Below are 15429 nucleotides of genomic sequence, written 5' to 3'. Positions count from 1 at the left end.
TTTCTGTACGCGATGATGAAAAGTCCTCGAGATGCTACTGCTCAAAGCACATGCTCTGGCGGACAAGTCAGTGGAATGCAGAATGTAAACCGCCCAATGTGGACTTTTATTTGTTCTATCAACCAGCCCATGCCACGTAAACGCCCCCAAGCGTTGCCATCATTATTGCAGGCAGCATTGGCGGTCGTTCTACTGCTGTCCTCCGTGGCTTCGGCACAGATAACTAGCGCTGAAAACCTTGGTGTCTTCCTGGGTGGGAGCGTCAAAACGACTGACACACCTGCGACAGCACCGCAGGTGCCCACCTCTTCCGCCAAGGTCTTCGAAGCCAATCCAGGCCCGTGGGGAAAGCTTTTGTGCGCTTACGTTTATCTGGAGGCTCCTCAAAGCCTTATCGAGGAGTTCCCGCTGCCCAGTCCGACTCCGCGCTGGACTTTCCCGCTCAGTTTCAAATCAAACCTTCCTGAGTTCTTCTCAAAAGCAGGGCTGCCTCAATCCCTGGTTGATCTCTTGATGGAAGATAAACGCCTGGTTGTTGAGGCAAATGGCCAGTTTCTGCACGTCCTCCCTCCTCCCGAGGAGCTGGAAAACATATCGCCTGAGTCGCGTGCGATAATTTACGCGGAACTGGCCAAATATCCCGAGAACGAGTACCACGCGGATCCGGTTCTGATCATCGGCACTACTGTGGAGGAGTGGTACAAAGGGAGCAAGTTGAGGCCTGAACTCATCGGCAAAATCAAAAAGCTCAGCTACATGCGCGGAGAAACCACCGCCTTCAGCGACATCCCGCTTTTACTGAACTATGCGCAGTCAGATTCGGAAGCACGCGGCATTTTCAAAGCGTGCACGCGGACGCGAAACCTCATGATCCGACTCAAGCTCGACAAGACCTCCAATGCCGAGGAGATCATCAAATACTGGAGTTTTGGAGTCGGGATTCGACGCAAGGATCTGGAACCCCTGATCCAATCGGTCATCGAACTTGATGGCGTGGATGACGTCGGCATCTCACACATTCTGCCAGCGCTGGCCCGCAAGCTTCTTTACACCTATCCCGGTCTCGACATGGCCAAGCATGGCATCATGCCGGACTGTCATTGGACCTCGCTGAACTTCTTCAAATTCGAGCCGCACGAATACCTGCTCGACGCACGACTCGCCACCAGCCAGGTCCTGGAGCAATTCATCCCTGTGGAGCCCCCCTATCAGTTTGGCGACGTGCTCTTCTTCCTCGACAACGACACCGGGGACGCCTTCCACTCCTGCGTTTATCTCGCGGATAACATCGTCTACACAAAAAATGGCCGGAACATTCTCTCACCCTGGGTGATCATGCGTCTGGAGGACGTCAAAAAAGTCTATCTCTACAAGGGAAATGGCCGCGTCCAGGGATTCCGTCGCAAGGACATCGCCGCGGCCAAGGCAGCCCAAAAGTCGCAGTAGCCGAATGGCGGTGCAATGCCCCCATGTTTATGGCGTTAATGTACTATCCACCATGAACTCACGCCGCCATTTCATTCACACCGTGCTTGGAGCCGGTGCCGCTTCAGCCCTCGCCGCCGAATCCCGGCTCTCTTACAAGGGGGAAAACATCCAGTTTGGCCTCGTGACATACCAGTGGGGCAAGGATTGGGATCTGCCCACGCTCATCAAGAACTGCGAATCGGCCAAAGTTCTCGGCGTCGAATTGCGTGTCGAGCATGCGCACAAAGTCGACCCATCGCTAACACCCGGGCAGCGCATGGAGGTGCGTCGGCGCTTTGAAGACTCCCCTGTCGATGTGATCGGCATGGGCACCAATTTCGAATTCCATTCACCGAATGCGGAAGATGTGAAGAAAAACATCTTGGGCGCCAAGACGTTCATCAAACTCAGCCACGACATCGGCGGCACCGGAGTGAAGGTGAAGCCCAATGCGCTGCCGAAAGATGTGCCTGCGGAGAAAACGCTCGTGCAAATCGGCAAGGCGCTCGCCGAACTCGGAGACTACGCCCTTGGTTTCGGCCAGGAAATCCGCCTCGAAGTCCACGGCAAGGACACCTCCGAGCTGCCGAACATCAAAACCATCATGGACGCCGCCGATCGTGACAACGTTCGTGTTTGCTGGAACTCCAACGACACCGACCTCAACGGCGCCGGATTGGAGGCCAACTTCGCCCTCGTCAAAGACCGCCTAGGGCACAGCGTCCACATTCGTGGCGTCAATCTGAGTGCTTACCCGCTCGACAAGCTTGCGAAACTCCTCGTTGAGATTGATTACGAAGGTCATGTCTGCCTCGAAGCAGGCAAAATGCCCGATGGCGATCCCGTCGCTGCGTTGGCTGAACAGCGCGAGTTGTTCATGAACCTCGTCACCGAGGCGCGCAAGACCGTCAAAGACTGACCCCAGGCCATGGGCCGGGCGTTTGCATCTCATCCGTCAAGGAGCAAGACATTGGCCTTGCGCCCGAGCGCCGCTTGACTCCCCCGCCCTTTCCTGCCATCTCAGTTTTATCATTCCTCATTCTGATTTCGTCATTTCATGGCCACCCCCGCCCACAACTACACCGAAGACTCGATCAAATCCCTCGACTGGCGCGAGCACATCCGCCTCCGCCCGGGCATGTACATTGGCAAGCTTGGCGACGGTTCGCTGCCGGAGGACGGCATTTACGTGCTGCTCAAGGAGGTCATCGACAACTGCATCGATGAGCATGTGATGGGCTTCGGCAACACGATCGAAATCGACATAGCCGAGGACCAGACCGTCACCGTTCGCGATTACGGTCGCGGCATCCCGCTTGGCAAGCTTTTGGAATGCGCCGCTCAAATCAACACGGGCGCCAAATACGACAGCGAGGCATTCAAGCGGTCGGTCGGCCTCAACGGCGTCGGTATCAAGGCCGTCAACGCCCTCTCCGAGTTCTTCGAAATCCAGGCCGTGCGCGAGAAGCAGACACGCTCCATCGAGTTCAGCCAGGGCCTCGTGGTTTATGACATGGGCAAGCCCAAGTCCTGCGACGAGCCGAACGGCACACGCATCGCCTTCCGCGCCGATGCCGAGATGTTCGCCGACGACACTCACTTCCGTGTCGATTTCGTCCGTGAGATGCTGCGCTTCTACGCCTGGCTCAACCCGGGCCTCACTCTCATTTTGCGCACGCCGGCCGGTGAGGAGAAGTTCAAGTCCAAGGACGGCTTGATGGACCTCATCCGCTCCAAGCTCACCGAGGAACCGCAGTACCCGATCATCCACATCGAGGGGAAAGATGTCGAAATCGCCTTCACGCACGGCACCGGCTACGGCGAGGAGTACTACAGCTTCGTGAACGGGCAAAACACCACGCAAGGCGGCACCCACATCGCCTCTTTCCGCGAGGCCATCGTGCAAGAGTGCCGTGAGTTCTTCAAAAAGCAGTATGACCCTGCCGACGTGCGCGGCAGCATCATCGCCGCCGTCAGTGTGAAGGTGCAGGAGCCAGTCTTCGAGTCGCAAACGAAGACAAAGCTCGGCAGCACGCACATGGAGCCAAACGGCCGCAACCTGCGCACCCACATCCTCAACACCGTCGTCTCCCAGCTCGACAACTTCCTCCACAAGCACGCCGACGTGGCGAAAGCCCTCCAGGAAAAAATCAGCGCCAACGAAAAGGAACGCAAAGAGATCAGCGGCATCCAGAAGGCCGCCCGAGAAAACGCCCGCAAGGCCAAAGTCTGCAACAAGAAGCTCCGCGACTGCCGAATCCACTTCGACACGAAGGACAAACGCCGCGACGAAAGCACGCTCTTCATCACTGAGGGTGACAGCGCCTCCGGCAGCATCACCAAGAGCCGCGATGTAGAAACGCAGGCCGTTTTCTCGCTTCGAGGAAAGCCGCTCAATTGCTACGGGCTCACCCGCAAGGTCGTGTATGAGAACGAGGAGTTCTACCTGCTCGCCAACGCCCTGCAGATCGAGGAAGACCTCGAAGAGCTGCGCTACAACCGCGTCGTCCTCGCCACCGATGCCGACGTGGACGGCATGCACATCCGGCTGCTGATGATCACCTACTTCCTCCAGTTCTTCCCCGAACTGGTGCGCAAAGGCCATCTCTACATCCTGCAGACGCCGCTCTTCCGCGTGCGCAACAAGAAGCAGACCTTCTACTGCTACAGCGACGAGGAACGCCAGCGCGCCATCCACATTTGCGGCAAGAACGCCGAAATCACCCGCTTCAAAGGCCTCGGTGAGATCAGCCCAGATGAGTTCAAGCACTTCATCGGCCCGAACATGCGTCTCGAGCCCATCACCATCCGCGACGTGGCCGACGCTGGCCTCGACGCCGAGGGAAATCCGATTGCCAGCGAGCACAAGCACAAGAGCGTGAAGGAAATGCTCTCTTTCTACATGGGCAAAAACACCCCTGAGCGCCAGTCCCACATCGTGGAAAACCTCCGCATCGAGAAGGAGCTCGAATTCCAAGAAACTGAAGCGCCCGCCGAGCTCGCCGAGGCGGCGTAACCACTGGCATCCAGCTTCAAAACAAACACCCGGCAGATCCAAGGACCAGCCGGGTGTTTCTCAGAAACCTTCAAATCTTGAAGTTCACTTCTGCTTCACCTTGAAGCTGCGGAACATCACAGGATCGCTGTGTCCGGCGAAGCCGATGAAGCCTTTGGTGTGGTCGAGGCCCTTCGGCGGGTGAGCGATCTGGCTGCGGTCGAATGTGCTGATGTCCACATCGAGAATCTTGGTGCCGTTGAGCGTCACTTTGATCTTCTGACCATCGACTTCGATCTCCTGGAAGTTCCACTCGCCCGCCGGACGCAGGAAACCGTGCTTCGCACCCACGCAGTGATAGAGCGAGCCATGATACTGATAGGGTTCGAGCCCCTTCTTGCCTGCGGCGGCCTGTTTGGCGTTGTAGCCGTCGCTGTCGATGACCTGGAGTTCCAACCCATCCGATGCTGAGTGACCGCCCAGCGGAGTGCGCAGCGCGATTCCGTTGTTGCCTGCCGGCGGCAGCTTGAACTCGACGCGGATGATGCCGTTCTCGAACTCCTCCTTGGTGAGCAGATCACCGCCTTTTCCGGGCTTGCAGGTGATCGCGCCATCCTTCACCTCGTAGCTCTCCAGCGCTCCCTGCCAGTTGCTCAGGTCCTTGCCGTTGATGTGTTCCTTGAATCCATCCTCCGCCCATTGCCCTTGCAGCTCCTTGTTCGCCTCCTCGGCGGGGATTTCACGGATGAACACGTTCTTCCAGCGGATCTCGCTGCCATGCGTCTGGAGCTGGATCGGGCCTTTGGCAAAGGCGGGATCAGGCATCCAGCCGTTCGGAAGTTTCTCCGCAGGCTTGTCCTTGGCCTTGTCATCCTTTTTGCCGTAGGCCAGATAACCCGCCTTGCGGTTGGCAAAGAAGTTTTCCAGCACCGCGTTTTTCACGACCACCTCACCATTGAGGGTCACCGTCACGCGTTCGCCGATCATTTTGATGTGAAAGCGGTTCCACTCGCCGATCGGCTTGTCCATCAGCTTGAGCGGGTTCTTGCCCTCGGGATTTTTGTTGTTCCATAGGCCGCCGGAACCAAAAGGCTTGCCCAGGGAAACCGCTTTCTCGTCCTTTTCGGTGAAATCCCAGATCTGCACCTGCGGGATGCCGCGCAGGTAGATGCCGCTGTCGCCCAGCGGAAGCATCTTGTAGTCCACCCACAGCTCGAAGTCGCCGTAGTCCTTGTCGGTGGTCAGGTACAGTCCTTTGCCGTCATTGACGAGCTCGCCGTTCTCCACCTTCCAGTGCGCGTTGATGTGATCGCCCTTGTCGTTGCCCTTCGCATCCGTCAGTCCGCCATCGACGGACTTCTTCTTGTAGGCGGCCTGTTCCTCCGGACTCATCTTCCACAGGTCGTTCGGATCTTGCGTTCCCCAGCCATACCAGCCGGAGAGATCCTTGCCGTTGAAGAGCGCCGTGAAGCCTTCCGGTGGCATGTTTTCCGCAGCGCCGGCCAGCGCAACGGCGGCCAACATCGAAGTCAGGGTGAGAATGTGTTTCATGGTTGAGTGAGGGCAAAGGAGTCGCCCCACACGCGCTGCATCTTTCATCCATCGCGATGAAGCGGACTTTCCACTCGACACCCGCCATGAAAACGAGACGTTTTGACACCATGAAAGCCCTCTTATGCGCTCTGCTCCTCGGTCTCGGCCCAATTTCCCTGCATGCCCAGGCGACTCCCGCGGAGGAAGCTGCCGCCGGAGCCAAGGCCGTTTTGCAACGCCTCTTCGCCCAGGAGACGAGCGCGGATGAGCTGCTCGCCCTCGCCAAAGAAGCAAACAAGGCCGGAGTGCCGCGCCAGCAGGTCATCGAGGCAAAGCTCGTCTGGGGCCTGCGCAATCAGGACACGAAGTTCCTCGTGAAAATCCTGCCGGAGGTCGAAATCCTCGCCGCCAGCTTCGATCCGTCGAACGCCGCCGTGCTGCCAAACGCTGAGGCCGTCACCTCCTTCGTCTCCTACATCAAGGCCCTCAAGGCGGGTGATGCCCATGATGAGGCCGCGTTCAAACAGAACATCCTCGAAGCCATCTGGCTCAATCCCAAGCAAGCGCCGGTCTTTCTGCAAACCATCGAGAAATACCGCCGCGAATCGAAGATGGGGGCGCTCGTCGTCGATCTCAAAATCCCGCTCACAACCTCGATGGGCGAGGCCACCACACTGAACGACCAGCTCGGCGGCAAAAAAGCCCTGCTGCTCGACTTCTGGGCCTCGTGGTGCGGCCCGTGCATGAATCTGATGCCCGCGCTCAAAAAGAAGGCCGAAAAACTCGCCGCGCACGGCGTCGTTGTCGCAGCGATGAACAAGGACGACGAAAACGCCGAGTCCATTGCCGAACGCATCCGCAAGGAACAGAACGCCACCCTGCCCTGGCTCGTCGAACCGGCCGACCGTCCCTACACGAAAACGTTCGAGATCGATTCCATCCCGCGCATGATCTTGCTCTCACCAGAGGGGAAAGTCCTCTTTAATGGCCACCCGGAAGACCCTGCGCTCTGGACCGCGTTGAAAAAAATCGATCCCGCCATCGACGCCGGCGCGGATTGAGTCGCATGCACGGCAGTCGTGATTTTCTGTCCAAAGTGTCATAAGAAACGCCTTTTGACTGAAAAGACTCCTCATGCCCGCCACCCCTGACCGCACCCAGGAATTCCTCGAGCTCCTCACGCACCATGATCGTGCGCTGGGAGTCTATGTTTACAGCATGGTGCAGGATCCGCATGACGCGGATGACATCCTGCAGCAGACAAAGATGATCCTGTGGCGCTGCTTTGACCAGTTCGAGGCGGGCACCAACTTTCTCGCTTGGGCGCGAAAGACAGCGTTTCACCAGGTGCTGACGCATCGGCGCCAGAAAAAGCGCGAAGCCACGCCGCTGAGCGATGAAGTCCTGGAACTGCTGCACGACGAGGTCTCGAAACTCAGCGACAGCAGCGAGCGCCGTCGGGACGCGCTGCGCTCCTGCGTGGCAAAGCTGCCCGCCGCGCACCGCCAGCTCGTGACGCTGCGTTATTACGAGGACATGGAGATCGACGGTGTGGCGGAGCGCATCCGCAGCACCGCCGGAGCCGTGTATCGCGCGCTGAGCCGCATCCGCATGAATCTCATGTCGTGCGTCGAAAAAGAACTCAAACTCGAAGGAGCCCGGGCATGAAACCTGCCGATCAATTTCGACTGCTGGAGCTTTCCGAGCGTTACGCGGACCAAAAACTGAACGCCGGGGAAATTTCCGCGCTCGAGGCCGAACTGCGCGACAATGCCGGGGCGCGTGCCTTTTTCGCGAAGGCGCTCCACCAGCGCGCGGAGCTTGCTTTTGATGACTCCTGGCACTCGCAGGCCGCCGCGGAGACCAGACCGGCCGCGAAGCCGGTGTGGTGGCGTCATGTCATCACAGCAGCCGTGGCGGCGTGCATCACGTTTGGCCTCATGTGGCTGCAAAGCAGCCGCGACGGCACCGTGGCCACCCTGATCCGTTCCCAGCAGTGCCAATGGGCCGGCAGCAGCCTGCCAACGGTCGAAGGCGCTCGTTTACGGCCCGGCATGCTCGACTTGATCGAAGGCCTGGCCGTGCTGCGCTTCGACAGCGGCGCGGAGCTCGTCCTCGAAGCGCCCGCCACCGTGGAAGTGCTCGATGCGATGAACTGCAAGCTGCGACGCGGCACGCTTGTGGCCGAGGTTCCCCCGGAGGCGAAGGGTTTCAGCATCGACACGAAGGACGCCAAGGTGATCGACTGGGGCACAAAATTCGGCCTCAGCGCCGATGACGACGGAAAGTACATGGTCCGCGTGCTCGAAGGCCTCGTCGAGGTCGAGGACAAAGGCATGCCGGGATCAAAGAAGCTCGAAAAAGGACAGGGACTGGATCGTGGCTGGTCAAAGAGCCAGCTCCAGCCCGCTGTCAGCGACACGCCCGAGCCCAGCCGCTGGCAGCCTGCCACAGTGATCGACAGCGGCAACGGATGGCAGGCCATCACCACCGCGTTTGGCCGCGGCAGAGACAGCTACATCCAGGCCAGCATGAAGCCGACGCCGGAATTCGGCAAACATCCCTTCATGCGCGTGAAATGGACCACCCGAAAGCCCGAGCTGAACCGCAAGGCCTACTTCGCCTTTGACCTGAGCCAGTTCAGCGGCCGTCAGATCGAGGACGCCGAGCTCGTGCTCACAGTCGAGCCCAGCGAACTCGGCTTCGCCAGCTTTGTGCCGGACAGCACCTTCGCCCTCTATGGAGTGATCGATGAAAAAGAGGACGCATGGTCTGAAAACGACCTCTCCTGGCTTGATGCTCCCGCGCATGATGCAAACCAGACGGAGTACAACCAGCCCGTGGCCGCCAAGGTGAGACTGCTCGGCAGGTTCGAAATCGCCCAGGGCATCAACCGCGGCACGCGCGCTCTGGGCGGCAAAGCCCTCGCGGATTTCCTCGCCACCGACACGAATCAGGTCGCCACCCTCATCCTCTGCCGGGAAACCGATGAAACCGCCGACAGCGGTCTCGTTCACGCCTTTGCCACAAAAGAAAACGGAACGCGCTCAGCGCCCATGCTCCGGGTGAAGCTGAAGTAAGGCGCTCAAAACCACACATCAGCCGTGGAGAAGCCTCCTGTTTCCTCTTTGAAGAGAAACCGCCTGGCAAACGCTGATTGGGAGGAGCGAAACAAGACAAAACCCATCCACACCGCTTGACCTTCCGAATCCTTGAACGTTGACTTCGCAGCGTGCAAGCCTCCCTCAAGACCCTCCATCTCCGCGATCCGTTTCGCATCGCGCACGGCACTTCATCCACGCGGCAGGTGCTGCGCATCACGCATGAAGGCCACACCAGCGAGGCTCCGTTCGTTCCCTACCACGGCGAGGACCCGCAGCAGACACTGGCGCTGCTGAATGATGTAATCCTGCCGGCGGACCTTTCCGGCACCACGGCTCTTGCGGTCAATTTTCTTCGTCATGACCTTGTCCAGGCACTGATGCCGCGCATGGCCTGCAGCCTGTCGCGTCCCGCGATTCTCGCGCTCAACCTGATGTACCACGAACTGCTAGGCTGCAGCACCGGCGAAAGCCTGAGGCAGCACGCTCTTGCCAAGCTGGGCCCCTCCATGCTTGGGACCACACCGCCCGGCTGCCATTCGATCGGCATTCCAGCCGATCTCGACGTCTTTGAAGACAAGATCCGTCAACTCTCCACGCAGTTCAGCGTCCTGAAGCTCAAACTGGGCTCCGGTGATCTCGGCCTCGATCTTGCCACCGTCTCTGTCGCCCGCCACGCCGCGCCCGACGCCCGATTGATTCTCGATGTGAACGGTGGCTGGGACCTCGTTGAAGCGCCGCTCATGATCGAAAAGCTCGCACACTACGAACCCGCGCTCATCGAACAGCCCATTCATCACCGCCACGGCATTGAAGCCTGGGAGGACCTCCGCTCGCGTCTTCCCGGCAATCCACCTCCCATCTTTGCTGACGAAAGCGTCCAAACCGCCTCAGACGTGCCCGCTCTGGCGCCTTACATCGACGGCGTGAACGTCAAACTGCTCAAATGCAGCAGCTTCGACGCCGCGATCACCATGATCGAGACCGCACGAACGCATAACCTGCAAATTCTCCTCGGCTGCATGATCGAAACCAGCCTCGGCATCACCGCCGCCGCCCACCTCGCGCCCTGGGTTGACTGGATTGATCTCGACGGCCATTTACACATCACCAATGATGATTTCACCGGCATTGAGTATGACGCGCACGGCAGGCTCCTCATGCCAGACCGTCCCGGCATCGGAGCCATCCCGCGATGAACCCTTCCTTGTTCCAATCCTCCGCTGAAAAGCATCTGCCAGCCGCGCTCGAGTTCCTGCGCAGGCTTGTCGCCATCAACAGCTTCACCGCGAATGCCGCCGGAGTCGAGGCCGTGGCCAGGCTCACCGCCGAAGCCTTCAAGCCGCTCGGATTCGACGCCCAACTCGTCCCCTGCTCCGATCCCGGCACCGGGCCTCATCTGTTTCTCACCCACCCAGGAGCGGGCGGTGATCCCATCGTGCTCTTCACACACTCGGACACGGTCTTTCCGCCCGAGGAGGAACAGCGCAACCATTTCCAATGGGACGAACGCCCCGATGAAGGCCGCATCTACGGCCCGGGCACCGTCGATAACAAAGGCGGCACCGCCTTGATCTGGCTCCTGCTCCACATCCTGCGCGACTGCGCGCCGGAAGCCTTTTCCCAGGCCCACTTCCTCGTCGCCGCCAACGCGGCCGAGGAAGTGACCAGCGACGACTTTGGCCGCGTGACTCATGCGCGCTGCCATGGCAAAGCGCGCGCCGTGCTTGTCTTTGAAGGCGGCCCGGTGGACGAACGGGGCTGGCACATCGTCACTTCCCGCAAAGGCCGCAGCACCTGGAAGCTCACCGCCGAGGGCAAAGCCGCGCATGCGGGCAGCAAGCATCACGAAGGCATCAATGCCATCGACGCGCTCGTCCGCGTCCTGCCGGACATCGCCGCGCTCACCAGCGCCGCCGAAGAGCGCACCGTGAACATCGGCATGATTCATGGCGGCACGGTTGTGAACCGCGTGCCGCACGAGGCCTGCGCCGAGTGGGAATGCCGCGCCACCGCGCCCGCCGAGTTGCAGCACGCCGATGATTTCTTCACCAATCTCAGCGGCACCGCGCCCAACGGCGCCAAACTCGCCGCCACCCGCACGGGGCACACGGCCGCCTGGCCCGGGAGCGTGGAATCGCAGGCCCTCTTTCATCTCTGGCACGAGGCCGCCGCTGCCATGAAGCTCAACGCCGTCTCCGTTCCCCGCGGCGGCTTGAGCGATGCGAACCACCTCTGGCAGCTTGCGCCCACGCTCGACGGCCTCGGCCCCTGCGGCGGCAATGCGCATTGCTCCGAACGCAGCGCCGACGGCACCAAACTGCCCGAATACGTCGAACCGGGCAGCTTCGCTCCGAAAGCCGTGATGAACGCACTGGCGCTGCTCAAAGTGCTTTCACCGGAGGCTTGAAGCCGCCTGTCTCACCGCCGCTCGTGAATCTCCCTCTCATTGAGCGGCGTGCCTTTGCCGCATGCCCTCGACCTCCTCCGCCACACGCCGCACCAGCTCCGCCGGCCCCAGGACCTTCGCCTTGCGGCCCCAGCTCAGCACCCAGCGGGTGATCTCCTCCAGGCCGGAGAGGTCGGCTTGGAATTCGATCACGCTGCCGTCCGCCTTCAGCTTGCGGATCGCCTGCGTGGGATGCCACTGCCGCTCCGCCACCACGCGGGCCGCATAGCCCTCGAAGCGGACATGCACCTCGTGCTTCTTCCGCTCGTCACCGGCATAGCTCCACACACCAAAGCCGCCGCCCAGGTGGTCGCGAGCATTGAAGCCGGCCTGCCGCGTGAACTTCGCCCGCTCCATCCGCAGGTTCGACATCCGCTGCAGCGCAAAGGTCCGCATCGCACCCCGGACCGGGTCAAAGGCGATCAAATACCAGCCGTGCTCGATCTGGCCGACATGATGCGGCCGCACCGTGCGTCGCTCCGGCTGATCCGCCGTCAGCTTCCGGTAGTCAAAGCTCACCTCCCGGCAGCCACGCACCGCATCAAGCAGATCACCAAACAGCGTCACGTCAGCCGCCAGCACACCGGCCGCCTTCACGCTGAAGGCCTCGTCCAGCTCATGCCAGGCGATGGACACCTCTCCGGGGCACGCCTCGGCGATCTTGCTGAAGCTCTCCGTCAGCATCCGCTCCAGCCGCGTGCCGCGCAGCGGCTCCAGCGCATGCCGCGCCAGGAACAGCGCCACGAGATCGTTCCGCGAGAGTTGCAGCATGGGGAACTCATGCACCTCCTGCGTGTAAAAGTAGCCGTGCTTGATCGCGTGATACTCCAGTGGCAGGCAAAGCTGGTCACGCATGAAGCTGATGTCCCGCTGGATCGTCTTTGGCGTCACCTCGATCTCCGCCGCCAGCGTGGTGCAGTTCGGGAATCGCCCGGCACGGATGATCTTGTGGATCTCAATCACCCGCCACATCGCCGGACGGCTCACGCCGGAACGTGGCGGAGATTCGGCCAGGACTTGGGAGCGGGCGCTGGCGCTTCGTCGAAGGGGGGCGGAAGGCATAGCCGGAATAAATGACGGAATTCCACGGCTGTCACCCCGCGAATGTCCCACCCCCTGTGAGAGACTCGCGGCCTTATGAATCCGCACCTCACCGAAATCGCCTACATCCTCGACCGCTCCGGTTCCATGCAGCCCATGCAGGAGGCCGCCGTCGCCGCCTTCAACGACTTCATCAAAGCGCAGCTCGACGTTCCTGGCGATGCCCGTCTCACGCTCGTGCAGTTTGATGACGCCTACGAAGTCCCCGTTGCCGCGAAACCCATTCAGGACGTTCCCCAACTCACGGCCGCCACCTACACACCGCGCGGCAGCACCGCCCTGCTCGACGCCATCGGCCGCACCATCAAGGAAACCGACCGCCGCATCAGCGCCCTGCCCGCGGCGGAACAGTCCGGCAAAGTCATCCTCGCCATTTTCACCGATGGCGAAGAAAACGCATCGCAGGAATACACCGCGAAGCACATCAGCGACCTCATCCGCCTCTACCGGGATCAAAAAGGCTGGGAGTTCCTCTTCCTCGCCGCGAATCAGGACGCCATTGCCACCGCGGCGGCCATGCACTTGGATCAGCATCTCAGCGCCAACGTCAGCTTCAGCTTCAGTGGCGTGAAATCTACCGGCAGCGCCATGGCACGGAAGGTCAGGGCCCTGCGCATGAAAAGCGCCGGCAAGATGGATGCCCAGGCCCTGGCGGACGAAGCCAAGTCCATGGATCAAATCGTCAAGGAGGAGGAGCAGGGCAAAGCCTGACCGCCGCCCCTGATGCGCCCGAAACCAAGAACTAGGAACCAAGAACCTGTCCACGTGCCGCCGCCTCCCATGAACCACCGCCGCCCCCTGCTCCAGCGTCTCCGCCGCCGCATGCCCCATCTGCTGCCCACGATCCTGCTCACGCTCCTCTACCTCGCTGGAGCCGTGCACCTCGCCCTCCAGCACTGCCACCTCACCAGCCTGCTGTGCCTCATCGCCGCAGCCGCCACCGTCGCCGTGAGCCGACGCCACGCCGGCCTCCCCGCCACTTCCCGTTCACCCTTCACCCCCTCTCTTCGCTAAACTCCTCATGTGGCTCTGCACCCAGCTTGGTTTTTACAGCATCGTCCGCAAATCCCCGGACACCTTCCACATCCGTGCCCGCTGTCTCGGTGATCTCGATGCCCTCACCGAGGCCATCGGCCTGCCCGAACCCGTGCCGTCCTTTGAAGGCTCCGACTACCCCTGGCGCATCATCTGCGATTCCGGCGATCTCACCCGCTTTTTCGCCCTGATGGCCGCCAGCATCACCTACGACAATTTTAAATCCGCCATCGCCCGCCACCCGGCGCAGAAGCGCAAAACCGCCGCCTACCACGACCTCCACCACCGCATGGTCCAGTGGCAGCAGGCGCAGCCCACGGCATGAACCCGAATGAAACCGGGACTCATCTCAGGAAATACACCGTCACTCCTTCGGGAGACTCAGCGATGAGCGCCTTGAACCAAGAGTCATGGTTTGACTGGAGATGGCTTCGTTCATGATTTCCGCGTGAGTGCGGCGACTCGGGCGGAGAGGAGGTTTGCGGCGATAACGTTTGGGCAAAAGCTACCCTGCTATCGTATTCATGGAAGATTCCGGCCTCGGCAGACGAGCCCACTCGCACATCACCTGCCAGGTCTTCCAGCCAAGGTTTCTCGGGGACTTTCCGTCCCAGATCAGCTGCTTCCGTGACTCGTCCCACACCAGTCGTTTGGATTCGATGGCCGTGCGCAGCGCCGCAGGGCTCGCTAGATGGGTCCGCTCCAGGAAATCACGCGCACGCTTCGGCACCAGGCACAGCGCCTCCTTGCCGTGGGCGTCACAATCCTGCCGCAGCACCTTCACAGCGGCCAGCACTTGCCTGATCCGGTGGTGCGTCACCCCCATCCTCGCCGCGATCTCCCGGTAAGTGAGCCGTTCCTCCTCTCGTAGGCGCATCGCCTCCTTTTGCTGCGTGTTCAGTGGGTCCTGATGCGGAAGAAGGTTCATCGCGATATTACATGCAGGGATTCAGCAGGTCGCACGGCCGGTCAGTTCGGCCACGAGGGCGGAGAGGAGGTTCGCGGCGGTGGCGCGGGAATCATTCGGTCGGGATGGGCCGTTCACTCAAATCCATGATAATTCGTTGCCCGAAGTCCAGATCATCGGGGTCCCAACCCGATTTTCCGGTGATGTTCGTCCACAGCAATACGACCCACCTTCCCGCCTTCAGGGGAACGCCGGGGTATGATCCCCGCAAGCCAAAGTGTGTGGTAGGAATATGGTCGAGTTCCTCGCGAAAGGTAACCTGCCAGTTGTAAGCGTGGTAGAAATCCACCTTGGTGGTTCCGGTCGTCGGCCATTTGCAGGCCAGGAAAAACGGATCAGGTTTTGATCCCATGGCATATTCCATCAGGTCACGGGAAGTGTGTCCCGGCCGCTCGAGCACAAGGCGCATCCTCCATTGATGGCCGGGAGAGGCAGGCGCAATCTGACATTTTGCATAGCGCAAACCCATGAGGCCGAGGACATCTTCGGGAGTAAGCTCCATCGAACCGCCGCCCGTGGTGGGCGCAGACGCATCAATGAGGCGGACTTGCGGTTCGTGCTGGGGGATGGATTCGGATGAAGGTTGCATGGCGGAGGATTTAGGTGGGTGGTGGTAGTTTAGTTTGGACGAGTGAGTTCGGCGACGAGGGCGGAGAGGAGGTTCGCGGCGGTGGCGCGGGAGGCGGCGAGCTGCGTTTCCAACGCGTCCACCAAGGCCATCAGTTGCTCCACTTTGGCCACGATCCGGCGTTGTTCGGCGAGGGGTGGGCTTTGCATTCGG

The 15429-nt window shown here is 60.7% G+C and carries 16 protein-coding genes; 11 read left to right on the top strand and 5 right to left on the bottom strand.

What is annotated here, in order from left to right:
- Positions 1 to 12: 12 nt before the first annotated feature.
- The 3 genes from ACILSE_RS13455 to ACILSE_RS13445 all read left to right on the top strand — a co-directional run bounded on the left by ACILSE_RS13455 (position 13) and on the right by ACILSE_RS13445 (position 4483).
- Positions 13 to 1446, top strand: coding sequence for a hypothetical protein (locus ACILSE_RS13455; RefSeq protein WP_395717920.1), 1434 nt, complete (start codon positions 13 to 15; stop codon positions 1444 to 1446).
- 52 nt (positions 1447 to 1498) lie between these two features.
- The gene (locus ACILSE_RS13450; RefSeq protein ID WP_395717919.1) at positions 1499 to 2386 is read left to right on the top strand and encodes a sugar phosphate isomerase/epimerase family protein; all 888 of its coding nucleotides are present in this window, start codon (positions 1499 to 1501) and stop codon (positions 2384 to 2386) included.
- A gap of 138 nt (positions 2387 to 2524) precedes the next feature.
- Positions 2525 to 4483: a DNA topoisomerase IV subunit B gene (locus tag ACILSE_RS13445; RefSeq protein ID WP_395717918.1), complete on the top strand. Its 1959-nt coding sequence runs from the start codon at positions 2525 to 2527 to the stop codon at positions 4481 to 4483.
- 84 nt (positions 4484 to 4567) lie between these two features.
- On the opposite strand, the gene ACILSE_RS13440 is transcribed toward ACILSE_RS13445, so the two are convergent.
- Positions 4568 to 6013 (bottom strand): DUF1080 domain-containing protein, encoded by a 1446-nt coding sequence (locus ACILSE_RS13440; protein WP_395717917.1) that lies wholly within the window; start codon positions 6011 to 6013, stop codon positions 4568 to 4570.
- Positions 6014 to 6123: 110 nt separating this feature from the next.
- Here ACILSE_RS13440 and ACILSE_RS13435 point away from each other — a divergent pair, with 110 nt between their 5' ends.
- The 5 genes from ACILSE_RS13435 (at position 6124) to ACILSE_RS13415 (ending at position 11506) form a co-directional block, all read left to right on the top strand.
- Positions 6124 to 7056, top strand: coding sequence for a TlpA family protein disulfide reductase (locus ACILSE_RS13435; protein WP_395717916.1), 933 nt, complete (start codon positions 6124 to 6126; stop codon positions 7054 to 7056).
- A 73-nt stretch (positions 7057 to 7129) separates the two neighbouring features.
- Complete coding sequence (locus tag ACILSE_RS13430; RefSeq protein WP_395717915.1) at positions 7130 to 7663, top strand: sigma-70 family RNA polymerase sigma factor; 534 nt, start codon at positions 7130 to 7132, stop codon at positions 7661 to 7663.
- Positions 7660 to 9075 carry a DNRLRE domain-containing protein gene (locus ACILSE_RS13425; RefSeq protein WP_395717914.1) on the top strand — a complete coding sequence of 472 codons (1416 nt, stop codon included), beginning with the start codon at positions 7660 to 7662 and terminating at the stop codon, positions 9073 to 9075. Before ACILSE_RS13430 ends, ACILSE_RS13425 begins: the two co-directional genes overlap by 4 nt.
- 152 nt (positions 9076 to 9227) lie before the next feature.
- Entirely contained in the window at positions 9228 to 10295 is a 1068-nt protein-coding gene (locus tag ACILSE_RS13420) for an enolase C-terminal domain-like protein (RefSeq protein WP_395717913.1), read from the top strand.
- A complete protein-coding gene (locus tag ACILSE_RS13415) occupies positions 10292 to 11506 on the top strand; it encodes a M20/M25/M40 family metallo-hydrolase (protein WP_395717912.1) in 1215 nt (404 codons plus the stop codon). The genes ACILSE_RS13420 and ACILSE_RS13415 overlap by 4 nt, the downstream gene beginning before the upstream one ends.
- Before the next feature lie 36 nt (positions 11507 to 11542).
- Here the strand turns inward: ACILSE_RS13415 and ACILSE_RS13410 are convergent, their stop codons facing one another.
- The gene (locus ACILSE_RS13410) at positions 11543 to 12607 is read right to left on the bottom strand and encodes a helix-turn-helix transcriptional regulator (protein ID WP_395717911.1); all 1065 of its coding nucleotides are present in this window, start codon (positions 12605 to 12607) and stop codon (positions 11543 to 11545) included.
- Between the two features lie 75 nt (positions 12608 to 12682).
- On the opposite strand from ACILSE_RS13410, the gene ACILSE_RS13405 reads away from it, so the two are divergent.
- From ACILSE_RS13405 to ACILSE_RS13395, 3 genes are all read left to right on the top strand, one after another.
- Positions 12683 to 13357 carry a VWA domain-containing protein gene (locus ACILSE_RS13405; protein WP_395717910.1) on the top strand — a complete coding sequence of 225 codons (675 nt, stop codon included), beginning with the start codon at positions 12683 to 12685 and terminating at the stop codon, positions 13355 to 13357.
- Between the two features lie 69 nt (positions 13358 to 13426).
- Positions 13427 to 13660 (top strand): hypothetical protein, encoded by a 234-nt coding sequence (locus ACILSE_RS13400; RefSeq protein WP_395717909.1) that lies wholly within the window; start codon positions 13427 to 13429, stop codon positions 13658 to 13660.
- A gap of 7 nt (positions 13661 to 13667) precedes the next feature.
- Positions 13668 to 14006: a hypothetical protein gene (locus tag ACILSE_RS13395; RefSeq protein ID WP_395717908.1), complete on the top strand. Its 339-nt coding sequence runs from the start codon at positions 13668 to 13670 to the stop codon at positions 14004 to 14006.
- 180 nt (positions 14007 to 14186) lie between these two features.
- Here ACILSE_RS13395 and ACILSE_RS13390 read toward each other — a convergent pair whose 3' ends face one another.
- The 3 genes from ACILSE_RS13390 to ACILSE_RS13380 form a co-directional block, all read right to left on the bottom strand.
- Positions 14187 to 14609, bottom strand: a complete 423-nt coding sequence (locus ACILSE_RS13390; RefSeq protein ID WP_395717907.1) for a sigma factor-like helix-turn-helix DNA-binding protein — start codon at positions 14607 to 14609, stop codon at positions 14187 to 14189.
- A gap of 91 nt (positions 14610 to 14700) precedes the next feature.
- Positions 14701 to 15237, bottom strand: a complete 537-nt coding sequence (locus ACILSE_RS13385; protein WP_395717906.1) for a hypothetical protein — start codon at positions 15235 to 15237, stop codon at positions 14701 to 14703.
- 29 nt (positions 15238 to 15266) lie between these two features.
- The gene (locus tag ACILSE_RS13380; protein ID WP_395717905.1) at positions 15267 to 15425 is read right to left on the bottom strand and encodes a hypothetical protein; all 159 of its coding nucleotides are present in this window, start codon (positions 15423 to 15425) and stop codon (positions 15267 to 15269) included.
- Between the last annotated feature and the right edge of the window lie 4 nt (positions 15426 to 15429).

The organism is Prosthecobacter sp., from assembly GCF_044236155.1.
In the GTDB taxonomy this organism is placed as follows: domain Bacteria; phylum Verrucomicrobiota; class Verrucomicrobiia; order Verrucomicrobiales; family Verrucomicrobiaceae; genus Prosthecobacter.
This window is presented reverse-complemented; position numbering and strand designations above follow the sequence as displayed.

Bases quoted from the DNA above. Each gene is read 5' to 3' on its own strand.
- ACILSE_RS13455 (WP_395717920.1), top strand. From the start codon at position 13: ATGATGAAAAGTCCTCGAGATGCTACTGCTCAAAGCACATGCTCTGGC.
- ACILSE_RS13450 (WP_395717919.1), top strand. From the start codon at position 1,499: ATGAACTCACGCCGCCATTTCATTCACACCGTGCTTGGAGCCGGTGCC.
- ACILSE_RS13445 (WP_395717918.1), top strand. From the start codon at position 2,525: ATGGCCACCCCCGCCCACAACTACACCGAAGACTCGATCAAATCCCTC.
- ACILSE_RS13440 (WP_395717917.1), bottom strand. From the start codon at position 6,013: ATGAAACACATTCTCACCCTGACTTCGATGTTGGCCGCCGTTGCGCTG.
- ACILSE_RS13435 (WP_395717916.1), top strand. From the start codon at position 6,124: ATGAAAGCCCTCTTATGCGCTCTGCTCCTCGGTCTCGGCCCAATTTCC.
- ACILSE_RS13430 (WP_395717915.1), top strand. From the start codon at position 7,130: ATGCCCGCCACCCCTGACCGCACCCAGGAATTCCTCGAGCTCCTCACG.
- ACILSE_RS13425 (WP_395717914.1), top strand. From the start codon at position 7,660: ATGAAACCTGCCGATCAATTTCGACTGCTGGAGCTTTCCGAGCGTTAC.
- ACILSE_RS13415 (WP_395717912.1), top strand. From the start codon at position 10,292: ATGAACCCTTCCTTGTTCCAATCCTCCGCTGAAAAGCATCTGCCAGCC.
- ACILSE_RS13410 (WP_395717911.1), bottom strand. From the start codon at position 12,607: ATGCCTTCCGCCCCCCTTCGACGAAGCGCCAGCGCCCGCTCCCAAGTC.
- ACILSE_RS13405 (WP_395717910.1), top strand. From the start codon at position 12,683: ATGAATCCGCACCTCACCGAAATCGCCTACATCCTCGACCGCTCCGGT.
- ACILSE_RS13400 (WP_395717909.1), top strand. From the start codon at position 13,427: ATGAACCACCGCCGCCCCCTGCTCCAGCGTCTCCGCCGCCGCATGCCC.
- ACILSE_RS13395 (WP_395717908.1), top strand. From the start codon at position 13,668: ATGTGGCTCTGCACCCAGCTTGGTTTTTACAGCATCGTCCGCAAATCC.
- ACILSE_RS13390 (WP_395717907.1), bottom strand. From the start codon at position 14,609: ATGAACCTTCTTCCGCATCAGGACCCACTGAACACGCAGCAAAAGGAG.
- ACILSE_RS13385 (WP_395717906.1), bottom strand. From the start codon at position 15,237: ATGCAACCTTCATCCGAATCCATCCCCCAGCACGAACCGCAAGTCCGC.
- ACILSE_RS13380 (WP_395717905.1), bottom strand. From the start codon at position 15,425: ATGCAAAGCCCACCCCTCGCCGAACAACGCCGGATCGTGGCCAAAGTG.